Origin of the sequence: Mesorhizobium loti, assembly GCA_014189435.1 — a bacterium.
In the GTDB taxonomy this organism is placed as follows: Bacteria; Pseudomonadota; Alphaproteobacteria; order Rhizobiales; family Rhizobiaceae; genus Mesorhizobium; species Mesorhizobium loti_G.
On the sequence record CP050293.1, the window covers coordinates 1,313,046 to 1,327,312 of the forward strand.

Sequence of the window (14,267 nt, forward strand, 5' to 3'; positions counted from 1 at the left end):
GGGCGATGACGGATACGGTGACAGGGGCCGGCATGCCGGCACTGTTCGGCGCCAGGGGATATCCTCCGGCGCTGGAATGGGTCGCGCGGCGGGCGGAGGCTTTCGTCATTCCGCTCGCGGCGCTGGTCGTCGGCATGGCCCTGTTCAGCCTGTTCATAGCACTGGTCGGCAAGTCGCCGATCCTGCTCTATGAGACCATGTGGCGGGGCGGCTTCGGTTCGTGGTTTTCCATTCAGAACTCGCTGTCGCGGGCCGCACCGCTGCTGCTGGCTGCGCTGTGTGTGGCGCTGCCGGCGCGGCTTGGCCTCGTCGTCATCGGCGGCGAAGGCGCCATCGTGCTCGGCGGCGTCGGCGCCGCTGCCATCGGCGCCGCGCTGAGCGGCGCGCCATCGTCAATCGTCATTCTTGCCATGGGTGTGGTGGGCATGGCCGCCGGCGGCATCTGGATCGGTGCCGTCGGCGCGCTGCGCCACTACCGGGCTGTCAACGAAACCATCTCCAGCCTGCTGATGGCCTACATCGCCATCGCGCTGATGAACCAACTGGTTGAGGGGCCGTTGCGCGACCCGGCCTCGCTTAACAAGCCGTCGACGCAGCCGCTGGCCGACATCTACCGCATTGGCAACATTCCGGGCATGGACGTGCATTGGGGGCTGGTCGTCGGCGTCGTCGCCTGCATTCTCTCCTGGGTGCTCATCGAAAAGACCCGCTGGGGGTTTGCCGCGCGCATTGCCGGCGGCAATGTGCGGGCAGCACAGGTGCAGGGGCTTGCCGTCGGGCCGCTGATCGTCGGTTTCACCGCACTGGCCGGCGGTTTCGCGGGGCTGGCCGGCATGCTGGAAGTCGCCGCCGTGCAGGGCAACGCCAATGCCTCGCTCGCCGCCGGCTATGGCTACACCGGCATCCTCGTCGCCTTTCTTGCCCGCCACAATCCGCTGGCCATCATCCCGGTCGCCATCCTGCTTGGCGGCATCGACGCTTCGGGCGGGCTGATCCAGCGCCGCATGGAACTGCCCGACGCCACCGTGCTGGTGCTGCAAGGCATGATCTTCATCGTCATCCTGTTCAGTGAAACCTTCTACGGCCGCTTCAAGGCCTTCAATCCCGACCTCTGGAAAAGGCCCGATCTCTTGAGGGGGACTGCCTGATGGATGCGACCGAGATCGGCCTCTGGGGCGTGCCGCTGGCCGTACTCGGTGGCGCCATCCGCGTGTCGACGCCCTTCATCTTCGTCTCGCTGGGCGAGGCGATCACCGAGCGTTCGGGCCGCATCAATCTGGGGCTGGAAGGCACGCTGGTCTTCGGTGCGATGACCGCCTATGCGGTGGCGGTGATGACGGGCTCGCCATGGCTCGGCCTTCTCGCCGCAGCTTTCGCCGGCCTGTGCTTCGGCCTGTTTCATGGCTGGATCTGCAAATTCCCGGGGGTTAACGACATCGCCATCGGCATCGCGCTGATGCTGTTCGGCTCGGGTCTCGCCTTCTTCTTCGGCAAGCCGTTCATCAAGCCGAAGGCGCCCAACCTGCCGGCCATTCCCTTCGGCGGCTGGTCGGATATTCCCCAGGTGCGGGCGGCGCTCGACGTCAACGTGCTGTTCCTGATCGGCGCGGTGCTTTCGGTCATCCTATGGTGGGCCTTCCGCAACACGCGCGCCGGCCTGATCCTGCGCGTCGTCGGCGACAGTTCGGATGCGGCACGCGCCATGGGCCTCAACCCCGATACGGTGCGGCTGCTGGCCACCGGCGTCGGTGGTGCGCTGGCCGGCATCGGCGGCGGCTATCTGTCGCTCTACTATCCCGGCAGCTGGACCGAACGCATCTCGTCGGGCCAGGGCCTGATGGCGGTGGCGCTGGTCATATTCGCGCGCTGGAACCCGCTCGGCTGCTTTGCCGCAGCACTTCTGTTCGGCGGGGCAGGCGCGCTTGGGCCGGCGCTGCAATCGGTCGGCGTGACGCAGGGCTACTATCTGTTTTACGCCGCTCCCTACATCCTCACCCTCATCATCATGATCGCCACTTCGTCGCCGACGCGCTCGCTTGCCGGCGCGCCGGGGGAACTGTCGATCACCAAATGACTGGAGTTTTGCCTATGAACGCCAGAGCCGAATTCATCCAGCACACGATCGATGCCGAGCCTTATCCGTGGCCCTACAATGGCGATCTGCGGCCCGACAACACGGCGCTGATCATCATCGACATGCAGACCGATTTCTGCGGGCCGGGCGGCTATGTCGACCATATGGGGTACGACCTGTCCTTGGTGCGCGCGCCGATCGGGCCGATCAAGTCGGTGCTCTCGGTCATGCGAGCCAAGGGCTACGCCATTATCCACACGCGAGAAGGGCATCGGCCCGATCTCGCCGACCTGCCGGCCAACAAGCGCTGGCGCTCGCGCCGCATCAGTGCCGGCATCGGCGATCCCGGTCCGTGCGGGCGCATCCTGGTGCGCGGCGAGCCTGGCTGGGACATCATTCCCGACCTCTACCCGATCGAGGGCGAGCCGATCATCGACAAGCCCGGCAAGGGCTCGTTCTGCGCCACCGATCTGGAGCTGATCCTCAACCAGCGCGGCATCCAGAATATCGTGCTGACCGGTATCACCACGGATGTTTGCGTGCACACCACCATGCGCGAGGCCAACGACCGCGGCTATGAATGCATGATGCTGGAGGATTGCTGCGGGGCGACCGACCACGGCAACCATCTGGCGGCGATCAAGATGATCAAGATGCAGGGCGGTGTCTTCGGCACGGTGTCGAATTCGACGGCGCTCGTCGCGCAGCTGCCGTGAGGGTGCACCATGGCTGACAGCGTCAGAAAAGCGGTCGGCGTCGAGACCATCGGCATGACCATGCGCTTCGGCGGCTTCACGGCGCTGGACGGGGTGTCGGTGAAGGTGCCGGCAGGCTCGTTCCACGCGCTGCTCGGCGAGAACGGCGCCGGCAAGTCGACGCTGGTCAAATGCATGATGGGTTTTTATCATCCAACCTCCGGCGACATGCTGGTCGAAGGGCGGGAAGTCAGGATCGCCAGTCCGAAGGACGCCTCGGCGCTCGGGCTCGGCATGGTCTACCAGCATTTCACGCTGGTGCCGTCGCTGACCGGCGCCGAGAACCTCGTCATCTCGCGCGAAAAAGTTCCCGGCATTATCGACTGGCGCAAGGAGCGCGCCGACCTTGCCGTGTTCATGGAGCGCATGCCGTTCAAGCTGCCGCTCGACGTCAAGGTGGCGGGGCTTGCGGCCGGCGAGAAGCAGAAGCTCGAAATCATCAAGCAGCTCTATCTCGGCCGCAGCTTCCTGGTGCTGGACGAGCCGACCTCGGTGCTCACGCCTGGCGAGGCACAGGAAGTGCTGGGCCTTGTCCGCGAGATGACAAGGGCAGGCGATCTCACCGTGCTGATGATCTCGCACAAGTTCCATGAGGTCACCGCCTTCGCCGATGATGTCAGCGTGCTGCGCAAGGGCAGGCTTACGGGAACCGGCCGCGTCGCCGACCTCGACCACAAGGCGATGGCGGCGATGATGATCGGCGACCAGCCGATCGCGGCACTCGACAGCCGTGCGGCGCCGAAACCCGATGCCGAGATCGTGCTCAAGGTCAAATCGCTGAAGGCGCCGGACCGCACTGGTCTGAAGTCGATCCGCATCGAGGATCTCGGCGTGCGCTCGGGCGAGATCGTTGGTATCGCCGGCATTTCCGGCAACGGCCAGAAGGAATTTCTGGAAGTGCTGGCCGGCCAGCGGCCGCGCGATGCGGGCGAAGTGCTGGTGCGCGGGTCGGCCTATGCGGCGACGCGTGCCGAGGCCCGCGCGCTCCATGTGCGGCTCATTCCCGAGGAGCCGCTGAAGAATGCCTGCGCGCCGAAGATGACGGTGGCCGAGAACATCTCCTTCCGCACCTTCGACATGGACGGCAACGGCAAGCCGGTGAGCTGGATCAGCACAAGCGCCATCCGCGCCTTCGGCGCCAGGCTGGTGGAGCAATTCAAGGTCAAGACCGCATCGCTGTCGTCGCCCATCGCCTCGCTGTCGGGCGGCAATGTGCAGCGCGCGGTGCTGGCGCGCGAACTGACCGGCGAGGTCGACCTGCTGATCGTCTCCAACCCATGCTTCGGCCTCGACTTCTCGGCTGTGGCCGAGATCCGCGCCCGCATCATGAAGGCGCGCAATGCGGGTGCCGCCGTGCTTCTGATGTCGGAAGATCTCGACGAACTGCTGGAATTGTCGGACCGCATCTTCGTCATGTCGGACGGCGCGCTGGTCTATGAGACGCCGATCGCCGGGGCGAGTGTGCAGACCATCGGCGAGCACATGGCGGGGCACCACTGATGGCTGAAATCGATGCGCAGCCTTTTGCCTTTGCGTTCAAGCCGCAGACGATGGCGCTGGTCGTCATCGACATGCAGCGCGATTTCGCCGAGCCGGGCGGTTTCGGCGCCAGCCTCGGCAACGACGTCAGCCGTATCACCGCCATCGTGCCGACGGTGAAGAAACTGATCGAGGGGTTCCGCGGCGCCGGCCTGCCGGTGATCCACACCATGGAGTGCCATCGCGCCGACCTGTCGGACCTGCCGCCGACCAAGCGCAATCGCGGCAATCCGTCGATCCGCATCGGCGATGTCGGGCCGATGGGCCGCGTGCTGATCGTCGGCGAGCCGGGCACGGCGATCCTCGACGAACTCAAGCCGCTGCCCGGCGAGATCGTCATCGAGAAGCCCGGCAAGGGCGCTTTCTACGCGACCAGCTTCGGTGACGAGCTGAAGCGGCTCGGCGCGCAGCAACTGGTTTTCGCCGGCGTCACCACCGAAGTCTGCGTGCAGACGACGATGCGCGAGGCCAATGATCGCGGCTATGAGTGCCTGCTCGCCGAAGACGCCACGGAAAGCTATTTTCCCGAATTCAAGGCGGCGGCCATCGCCATGATCCGGGCGCAAGGCGCCATCGTCGGCTGGACGGCGACGACCGACCAGGTGTTGCAGGGACTTGCCGATGGCTAATCTGAGTTTTGCCGGCCTCGTCAGCGGCGGCTGGCGCGATCTGGCGTTCGAGCCTTTTCGCGAGGGCATCACGGTGCACTGGCTGCTCAAGGGCGGGCCGGTCGAGCCGTCGGTGGCGATCCTCGACTACCGGCCGGGCGCCGGCGTGCCGCGTCACCGCCATGTCGGGCTGGAAACCATCGTCGTGCTCAAGGGCACGCAGAGTGACGAGAATGGCGACTATCCATCCGGCAGCGTCATCCTGAACCCGGTCGGGACCGAGCATTCGGTGTGGACGAAAGACGGCTGCGTCGTGCTGATCCAGTGGGACCTGCCGGTGATCATTCTGGGAGAGGCCACATGAGCGAGATCCGCTTCGACATCGGCAGTCTGCACGCGGCCTATGCGGCCGGCGTCAGTGTCGCGGGCATGATCGATGCCGTTCATGCCCGCATCGCGGCGGCCGACGATCCGGGCATCTTCATCCATCTCGCCGGCAAGGCGGACATGCTGGCGCAGGCGCAAAAGCTCGGACCGTTCGATCCGGCGGCCAGGCCGCTTTGGGGCGTGCCGTTCGCGGTCAAGGACAACATCGATGTCGCCGGCATGCCGACGACCGCCGCCTGCGCTGAATATGCCTATACGCCCGACGAGGACGCCACCGTGGTGGCGCGGCTGAAGGCAGCCGGGGCGCTGGTGGTCGGCAAGACCAATCTCGACCAGTTCGCCACCGGCCTGGTCGGCGTGCGCACGCCGTACCCGATTCCGAGGAACGCTGTCGATGCCAGCCTGGTGCCGGGCGGTTCCTCTTCGGGATCCGCCGTAGCGACGGCGCGCGGCATCGTCTCCTTCGCGCTCGGCACCGATACGGCCGGCTCCGGCCGCATCCCCGCCGGCCTCAACAACATCGTCGGGCTGAAGCCGACGGTGGGCGCGCTCTCAGCCACCGGCGTCGTGCCGGCCTGCCGCACGCTCGACTGCATCTCGGTGTTCGCGCTGACCGTCGATGACGCCTATGCGGTGTTCGGCGTTGCTGCCGCGAAGGATGCGGCCGACGCCTATTCGCGCGCGATCAAGGTGCCGGCGCTTGCCACCCGCCCGCCGGTGCTAAGCGTCGGTGTGCCTGCGAAGGATGATTTGAAATTCTTCGGCGACACTTCCATGCAGGCCGGCTTCGAAGCGGCTCTTGCCGTGCTGGAGACGCTCGGCTGCCGGCTGGTCGAAATCCCGTTCGGCGATTTCTACGCCACCGCCAATCTTCTCTATGAAGGCGCCTGGGTTGCCGAACGCTACGCGGCGATCCACGACTTCATGGACGGCAACGAAGCCGTCATGCATCCGGTAACGCGGAAGATCATCGGCGGCGCGCGCAATCTCTCGGCCGCGGACGCCTTCAAGGGCCTCTATGCGCTGCAGGCCTACAAAGCGAAGCTCGCCCCGGTCATCGCTTCGGTCGACCTGTTCTGCGTGCCGACCGCGCCGACGCACTATTCTCTGGAGGCGGTGCTCGCCGACCCGATCACCACCAACAGCCGGCTCGGCACCTACACCAATTTCGTCAATCTGCTCGACATGTGCGGCATCGCCGTGCCGACCGGCAAGCGCGACGACGGGCTGCCTATGAGCGTCACCTTGCTGGCCATGGCGGGCAGGGGACTGGCTGGCCGCGGAAGTTGCCCGCGACATCCATGAGGCGAGCGGCGTCCCGATGGGAGCAACCGGCTGGGCACACCCCGGCAGCGCACCGCATGGCGAGCGCGCGCCGGACGAGATGATCGATCTGGTGGTCGTTGGCGCGCATCTTTCGGGCATGCCCCTCAACTGCCAATTGAGCCAGCTCGGCGCGCGGTTTTCGCGCGCGGCAAGAACGTCCGCCGCCTACAGGCTCTATGCGCTGACCGGCCAGTCCGTGCCCAAGCCGGGGCTGATCCGTGTCGCCGAGGGTGGCGCTGCCGTCGAGGTCGAAGTCTGGCGGCTGTCCCCGGACGCCTTCGGTCGCTTCGTCGCGGCCATTCCGCCGCCGCTCGGCATCGGGACCATCGAACTCGAGGACGGCAGTTCGGCCAAGGGTTTTCTGGTCGAAACCGCCGGCTTAGGCGGCGCGTCCGACATTTCATCCTTCGGCGGCTGGCGCCGCTTCGTCGGCCGCAGCCAAGACATGGCGGAACCAAGCGATCAGCGACCGAAAAGGCCGCTAGGCGTTCCTATCTGATTGGGATAACGCAGCGGCAACCGGGAGTTGGCTCCCAAAAAGGGTTTCCCAGACGACGCGGAAACGCCCGCGCCGATGCCTGCTGCCCCGCGCCTGCGAACCTATGTCGAGGAGCAGGGTTATTGGGCCAGTCGCAAGATAGCCCCAATGCGTCGAAGCAAACTACTTCGGCTTGCGGCCGAGGCCCATGGATTTGGCCATTTTCGAGCGAGTTTCGGAATAATTTTGCGCCACCATCGGGTAGTTGGCAGGCAAGTTCCATTTCTTTCGATATTGGTCCGGCGTCAGGCCATAACTTGTCTGGAGATGCCGCTTCAACGATTTGAAACGCCCGCCATCCTCCAGGCAGATGATGAAATCGGGTGTGACGGATTTTCTCACAGCGACGGCTGCTTTGAGCTCATCGGGCCGAACATCGGGAACCCCGATCGAAATGGCCTTGATCGAAGCGTATATCGTGCCGATGAACTCGGGGAGCTGAGCGGCGGGCAGGGGGTTGTTCGAGACGTAAGCCGACACAAGATCCGCAGCTATGGCAATGACTGGGTCACCATGCCTCTCACCGTTGAAACGCGCTTCGGTGACGTCGTGCAGTCGGATTGGAACGCCTTCGAAATTGTCTCCCGTCCTGACTATAGTCGGTCTTGCATAAGGCTTCTTCAAAAGACGTCTCCGTTTGGCGTGCACCGTTTGGCGGCTGGTGGTATTGGCGGCACAAATTGTGGGAAAATTTCACACGTGTCAACGTGCTATTGTGGAAGCATTTCCCACGGGCTATTTTCGGGCGGCATTTTCGAGCGATGGATGGCCGGTTTCGTGACGGGCGCGTGAAGGGGACGACGATGAGCAGATCGGCGGGACAATATCTGGATCCCGATGGGGTCCAGAACACGCTGAACCGGGTTCTTCGCCCCTTGGTGCGGCTGGCCATCAAGTGCGGGGTGACGTTTCCGACCTTCGTCGATCTGTTGCGTCAGCTTTACGTCAATGTCGCGGAGCATGAATTCGCGTTGCCCGACAAGCAGCAGACGGACAGCCGGGTCAGCCTGCTGACAGGCGTCCACCGAAAGGAGGTCAGCCGGCTGAGAGGAGCCGGCGCGCCGGTCCGGGTGGTGCCCGAATCCGTTTCCAGGACGAGTGCCATTGTCGCGCGCTGGCTTGCCGATCCGTTGTTTGTCGATGCCAGGGGGATGCCGTTGCCGTTGGCGCGAACGAGTGAAGCCGGAGAGCCATCCTTTGCCGGCCTGGTGGAATCGGTGACCCGCGATCTGCGGCCGAGAGCCGTCCTGGACGATTGGCTCGACCGAAAGCTCGTTGAAATCGACGCGAAGGATCGCATCGTCCTGATGGAAGGGGCCATGGTGCCGCGAGGAGACGGTGAGGTCCGGCTTTACTATTTTGCCCGAAATCTCGGGGATCATGCGGCCGCCGCGGTCGAAAATGTCCTGGCCGACGATCCGCCGTTTCTCGAGCGTGCCGTCCACTATGACGGGCTGTCGGCGGAGCTTGCCCGGTCGCTCGAGATCTATAGCCGCGAAGTCGCGGTCGAAACGCTGCTGCGTTTGAACAAATATGCAAACCAGGCCATTCAAACCGATCCGGGCGGCACCAGCCGGTGGAATTGCGGTGTCTACATTCTCAGGTCGGACGGTGCTTCGCTCGTTGCCGAGGAATTGCCCCAGCAGAGCCAGGCCGGCGGAGGGACCCCATGAGCCGGAGGCCGACGAGGCGGGATTTCCTGACGCTCGGAGCCGCCGCGCCGGCGGTGGTTTTCAGTCTTCTCGCGAGAGCGACGGAACCGTCGAAAGACCAGGGGATTGGCGGGACCGGTTGGACGGCGGGAACGGACGGCGATCAAGGCATCGGCGGCACCGGCATCGTGGGAACGATACAGCGCTTCGGCAGTATTTTCGTCAACGATGTCCGCGTTGGCTATCAGCCGGACGTGCCGGTCTGGATTGACGGGGTCCGTGCTGCCGCAGGCAGCCTGAAGGTCGGGCATGTCGTGCGGGTCGCGGTGGTGCAGCAGGCAGGTCGCGTCGTTACCTCTGCGATCCATGTCACCAGCGAGGTGGTTGGCCCTGTCGACCGGGTTACTGCCGGCTCGGTATGGGTCCTGGGGCAGCATGTCGACATCAGCGGCATTGCGAAGGGATTGAAGATCGCGACGGGCGATATCGTCGCCGCCCACGGCATTCGGTGGCCCGATGGGACGATTGTCGCGAGCCTGGTCGAGGCCAGGCCGCATGAAACGCAATATCTGGTTCGTGGCCTGGCACTCGTGACGTCAGGCGCATTGCTGGTGGGACGGCTCAAGATCGGGCCGAAATCGTCAGCTCTGGCAAACCGGCGCGTTCAACTGACCCTGACCAAGGTCGCGGATGGATACAAAGTGGTGCATCTGGAGGCGGAGGCCCCGGTTCCGCAGACCTATGTTGGAAGCGTCCTGTACGAGACCTTTCTGCAGCGCTGGGAACACCGGCTCAAATCAGGTCTGGGTGTCGTCATTGATGGCCAGACCGGCGATTCGAAGTCGACAGCCAATGTCCGGGCGTTTCTCGATGTCAGGTTTGATCGGGACGGGAAGATTGTCTCGGCGTCCCGCCAAGGCAATGCCGGCAATCAATCGCCAGATCGACCGGGTCGGCCCCCTGGCGGGCCGAATGGACCTAGCGGCCCTGGCGGCCAACCCGGAGGTGGTCCGGGCGGACCTGACGGCCCTGGCGGGCCGAGCGGGCCTTAGCGGCTCATCGTTTCATGGGAGCCTCCTGGCTTCGTCATCCCTTGGGCTGCAGAGCAGCTCCAGGGGTCTGCGCCGCGTCGCTGCGCTCCTTGCTCCGCCCGTGGATGACGAAGCGATGGATGGTCGCGCTTATCGCCAAGGCATGCGCGCCGTCAGCGAGCGAGCGGTCAAGACTTCTGTGTCGAGGAACTGACGGTCCGGCAAGCGCGGATCTGTCAATCCCACGGTGTTGTGGCGATGGAAAAATCGCTGCTGGCGAAGCCGTTTCGAAGGGAGTGACAATCCGGCCGGTCCGTCCTTTGCGATAGACGAAACCGGCCGGTGCAGCCGTACGGGGGCTCGTTAAAGCGGGGGGCTTGAGCTTTTTTGTACGGCCGCTTTCCGCGGATCACACGGGGGGCGGGTGATCCGCCGAAATTCGATTCCGGTACGCTGCAGGGCAGGTTCCGGTCGACGTTAGCCTCGCTCCTCTTTGCATGTCGCTGACGAGTTCTATCTGTGGGAAAATTACCCACAAGTCAATTCCCCCGCGCTTCATTTTTAATGCAGCTCTTCGCCAACAGCCCTGGTCGCACGCCATCTTCCCTGACTGCGGACGCAGGTTTGAGGCGTTCCGCGCGCTGTTGCGTGCTCGATGCGCTTGACGTGGGTAATTTTCCCACGTATTGAAGCTCAGATCCTGGCGGCGCTTTTCAGAAGATCGGCGCCGCGGATCAGAGGTTTAAGAAAGTACAGCCGCAGCAATGCGGATCGATAGGCGTGTTTTCTGTTCTGATGGAAGAACAGCCATGACCGCGTTAAATGCAACACCAAGGGTAAATAGTTGAAAAAGCTGTATATCGACGCCACCCTGGCGCTGCGCTGGGGGCCTCATCCGCCAGTCGGCATCCCTCGCGTGGAAACGGCGCTCATTCGTCAGGCGCTTCGATGGAAGGCCTCGCCGATTGGCTTCTTCACGTTGGACAAATGGGGCCGGGGTCAAATGCTTGACGAAGCGGAGCTCCGCTATCTCAGGCAGTTGGTTGACGGTGAACTGCCGCAGCCTGTCGAGGGGGGAGGAGAGCTCCTATCCCGCCCGCCTGTGGAAAGTGCTGTCGATCATGCGGGCAGCACCCTTTGCCTTCGGGCGCGAGTTCGATCGCGTGGCGGCGATCTTCCTCTCGGGCAGCGAAAAGCGGCGCGGGATCAAATTTCAGCTGTCCAAGATGGCCATTCGGCTCTTCAAGCTCATGAAGTCAGCCCTGCGCCCCAGCCGGCTGGATTCGAAAGACCCACTGAAAGACGAGGGCGCCATATGCTTTCTTTCGAGCGCCAGCGTGCACGAACTTGCCTCGAGGAAGGTCGTACAAAAAGCCAAGAGCGGCATCTTCACCCTGATGCACGATCTCATCCCGGTCGATTTCCCGCAATTCGTAGGGCCTCATCACGCCCGCGGTTTCGTCCGCAACACGGCGTGGCAGCTGGAAAATTCGCATCTGCTCGTCTGCGTCTCGAAATACACCGCAGACAGGGTAAGATGCCATGCGAGGAGCTCCAATCCCGGCCGGATTCCACAGGTCGCGGTTGCATCGCCCGGCGCGTTTCTCAAGGAGGGCGTCGCCGAGCAAGGGATGGCTGTCGAAAGGCAGAGCCAGGGCCGCAAGTTCGTTCTGTACTGCTCGACGATCGAGGTCAGGAAAAACCACATCCTTCTCCTCAAGGTGTGGCACCGGCTCCTGCCTCTCTTGGGCGACCGGTTGCCGACGCTCGTGCTGTGCGGTCGTTGGGGGTGGATGTATGAGGAACTGGTTGCCTTCATGGCGCAGCATCCCGAGCTTGGCGAACATGTTCAGTTCCGCTCCAATCTCAGCGACCGGCAGCTTGCGGAGCTCTATCGGGACGCCGAGTTCAGCGTCTACCCTTCCGCCGTGGAGGGCTGGGGCCTGGGAGCGGCCGAGTGCCTCGATTTCGGACTGCCGGTGCTCATCTCGGATGCGCCGTCCCTTGCGGAGGCGACGCAAGGCCTGATGCCGATACTTCCGGCGCGCGATGTCGAGGCATGGTGCGCGGCGGTCGCCAAGGCCTGCACGGATCCGGCGTGGCTTGGCGAACTGCGTGAGGCGATCGCGTCGCGATACCGTCCGATCCGCGAGCGCGAGTTTTTCGCGGCCATCGTCGACCATGTCGCGGCGCTCGGTTCGAGCGATGCTGAGTGCCGTCCGCGCGGGCCGGATCGCGTGGCCCCGGATCTCATGGCGTCCGATCCTATGGCGCCCGATCTCATGCCACCCAATCTCATGGTCATTGAGGCAAGGCAGCGGTCGGAGCAAATCAATGGGTGAGCAGCCAATGTTTTCGATGGGTGGAATGGGAGCCATCGTGAAGGCGCCGCCGCTCCGCGCGGCGCTGACGCGGCCCGGCGAAGCCGCCGTCCGGGTGATGGGGGTGCCAAGATCAGGCACAAATCTCGCCAAATATCTGCTCGAACGCTATCTGGGGGTACCAGTCGTCTTCGATCAGGGGTTCTGGAAACATGGAGTTTTTCCGGCGCTCATGAACGGGCGCGACATGGAACATGGAGACTTGCCCATCATCGTCATGAGCAAGGATCCCGTCAGCCAGATCCTGTCGTGGTACCGCCTTGCGAGGAACAATACGATTTTCAAGCCAAACGGGAATCTCGGCGCGTTTCTCGGCAAGCCGTTCGAGGTCAGGCAGGATTTCACGGAGAAGCGGATGGAATACAGGTTCCGGTCGCCGGCCGACTACTGGAACCAGTTCTACTTCGCCATGGATGCGCTTCGCCGCACCGGCGCGCCGGTGCATTTCGTCTGCTATGAGCAAATCGTTTCAGAACCAGCCCTGTGCCTGCATATGATCTCGCATTTTCTCGGCTATTCCTGGCCGTTCGACGTGCGCAGCCCAGTGGATATTCCGCACCACGCGCTCGGCGCCAGCAATGACATCGAACGGGCCGCGACCCCGACACCTGAGCAGACCCCGTTCGATTCCAGCCGTGCGGAACTATCATCCGCCCTTGCCCGGATCGGATGGCGCAATGCGAGCGCCATCCTGCGCGCTGTCGACGATGATGTGCTCGGCGCAACGGGACGGCCTGAGTTTCGCAAAACCTGCAGGCAGGCGGCCGGCGCCAAGGCGATGCTGAGATCGCTGGTCGGGTTCTGGTGAGGGAGTGGCGCGGCCGTGAACCGCTCTAAACAGGGACGATGCTGCCCCTTTCGGTTCCGCCGTCATACATTTCGTGCCACCAGCGGGGGTGCCCGACACAGAAATCGTCAGTGAAAGTGATCAAAGCGTCGCCAACTGCGAATTCGCTATCGTCTTTCCATAGGCTTGGCGCAGCTTCAGCTTCTCCTCCAGCGCAACGACGACACTTGTGGCAAAATCCGTCGTGTACATGGCGGCGAGCCGGGTCAGCCCGCCTGGCGTGAAGACGTTGATCTCCAGAAGTTTGTCGCCGACGATGTCGAGCCCAACCAGAAACATGCCGTCGCTGATCAATTTGGGGCGCACCATCTCTGCAATGGCCAACATCGTGTCCGTCACCTTGACCTTGCGGGCGGTTCCCGCGGCGTGGATGTTGGAGCGGACGTCGCCCTTGGCTGGGACGCGGCGGAAGGCAGCATAATTGCCGTCGCGCATCAGCGGCAGGCCGTTCATCAGGAAAAGACGCACGTCGCCGGCCTTGGCCTCCGGAATGTAGGCCTGCGCGATAAGGTAGCCGGCACCGCTGGCGGCCTCGAAAATCTGGTTGACGTTGGAATCGGCAGGCGTCGCAATGTGAAAGACGTTCTTGCCGCCCGACCCCTGCAGAGGTTTGACGATGCAGCCCTTCGGGTGTTTGTCGATGAATGCGCGGATCTCGGTGATACTGCGCGATATCAGGGTCGCCGGCCTGACCGCCTCGGGGAAAGACTGAAGGTAGAGCTTGCTCTGTGCCTGCCCCAGGCCGTCCGGATCGTTGACGACAATCACGCCGCGTTCTGCCGCCAGCCGCCCGAACATGATGCCTGCATTGGCGGCCCATGGTCGATCGGTGATGTCCAGCGACGGGTCGTTGCGCAAAAACACGATGTCGACATCGCTGATCGCCAAGGTCTTTTTCTGCATCGCGGCGTCCCTCAGGGCAGCATGCAGCTTGTCCGATGTCTTGTAGGGAGCATCCGGCAGAACCGCGACGCTGACGGCCAGACTGTCATCGGCACGCAGTATGAAGTCGCCTGGCTCGACATAGACGACAGAATGGCCGCGCTGGACTGCAACCAGCGCCAACGCCGTCGTCGTATAGCCGGGCGTCTCGCTCTCAATGGAATTGACAAAGAACGCAATGCGCATT

At 63.7% G+C, this 14,267-nt stretch carries 12 protein-coding genes and 1 pseudogene; 11 read left to right on the plus strand and 2 right to left on the minus strand.

Annotated elements, in window-relative coordinates; genetic code table 11:
• Positions 1-5 precede the first annotated feature (5 nt).
• From HB777_06365 to atzF, 7 genes and pseudogenes are all read left to right on the plus strand, one after another.
• The gene (locus tag HB777_06365; GenBank protein ID QND63565.1) at positions 6-1,148 is read left to right on the plus strand and encodes an ABC transporter permease; all 1,143 of its coding nucleotides are present in this window, start codon (positions 6-8) and stop codon (positions 1,146-1,148) included.
• Positions 1,148-2,074 (plus strand): ABC transporter permease, encoded by a 927-nt coding sequence (locus HB777_06370; protein ID QND63566.1) that lies wholly within the window; start codon positions 1,148-1,150, stop codon positions 2,072-2,074. The genes HB777_06365 and HB777_06370 overlap by 1 nt, the downstream gene beginning before the upstream one ends.
• 14 nt (positions 2,075-2,088) lie before the next feature.
• Entirely contained in the window at positions 2,089-2,790 is a 702-nt protein-coding gene (locus HB777_06375) for a cysteine hydrolase (GenBank protein QND63567.1), read from the plus strand.
• A 9-nt stretch (positions 2,791-2,799) separates the two neighbouring features.
• Positions 2,800-4,329, plus strand: a complete 1,530-nt coding sequence (locus tag HB777_06380) for an ABC transporter ATP-binding protein (protein QND63568.1) — start codon at positions 2,800-2,802, stop codon at positions 4,327-4,329.
• The gene (locus HB777_06385; protein ID QND63569.1) at positions 4,329-4,997 is read left to right on the plus strand and encodes a cysteine hydrolase; all 669 of its coding nucleotides are present in this window, start codon (positions 4,329-4,331) and stop codon (positions 4,995-4,997) included. The genes HB777_06380 and HB777_06385 overlap by 1 nt, the downstream gene beginning before the upstream one ends.
• Complete coding sequence (locus HB777_06390) at positions 4,990-5,340, plus strand: allophanate hydrolase (protein QND63570.1); 351 nt, start codon at positions 4,990-4,992, stop codon at positions 5,338-5,340. Before HB777_06385 ends, HB777_06390 begins: the two co-directional genes overlap by 8 nt.
• Positions 5,337-7,188, plus strand: a pseudogene (atzF, locus tag HB777_06395) (allophanate hydrolase). The gene HB777_06390 and the pseudogene atzF overlap by 4 nt, the downstream one beginning before the upstream one ends.
• Before the next feature lie 162 nt (positions 7,189-7,350).
• Here the strand turns inward: atzF and HB777_06400 are convergent.
• Complete coding sequence (locus tag HB777_06400) at positions 7,351-7,782, minus strand: transcriptional regulator (GenBank protein QND68683.1); 432 nt, start codon at positions 7,780-7,782, stop codon at positions 7,351-7,353.
• Positions 7,783-8,129: 347 nt separating this feature from the next.
• Between HB777_06400 and HB777_06405 the strand changes: the two genes are divergently transcribed.
• The 4 genes from HB777_06405 (at position 8,130) to HB777_06420 (ending at position 13,099) form a co-directional block, all read left to right on the plus strand.
• A complete protein-coding gene (locus HB777_06405; protein QND68684.1) occupies positions 8,130-8,900 on the plus strand; it encodes a hypothetical protein in 771 nt (256 codons plus the stop codon).
• Positions 8,897-9,931 (plus strand): hypothetical protein, encoded by a 1,035-nt coding sequence (locus tag HB777_06410; protein ID QND63571.1) that lies wholly within the window; start codon positions 8,897-8,899, stop codon positions 9,929-9,931. Before HB777_06405 ends, HB777_06410 begins: the two co-directional genes overlap by 4 nt.
• A 1,088-nt stretch (positions 9,932-11,019) precedes the next feature.
• On the plus strand, positions 11,020-12,252 hold the full coding sequence (locus tag HB777_06415; GenBank protein QND63572.1) for a glycosyltransferase family 4 protein: 1,233 nt from the start codon (positions 11,020-11,022) through the stop codon (positions 12,250-12,252).
• Positions 12,245-13,099 (plus strand): sulfotransferase, encoded by an 855-nt coding sequence (locus HB777_06420; protein ID QND63573.1) that lies wholly within the window; start codon positions 12,245-12,247, stop codon positions 13,097-13,099. Before HB777_06415 ends, HB777_06420 begins: the two co-directional genes overlap by 8 nt.
• A 120-nt stretch (positions 13,100-13,219) precedes the next feature.
• Here HB777_06420 and HB777_06425 read toward each other — a convergent pair whose 3' ends face one another.
• Positions 13,220-14,266 (minus strand): glutathione synthase, encoded by a 1,047-nt coding sequence (locus HB777_06425; protein ID QND63574.1) that lies wholly within the window; start codon positions 14,264-14,266, stop codon positions 13,220-13,222.
• Position 14,267 lies beyond the last annotated feature (1 nt).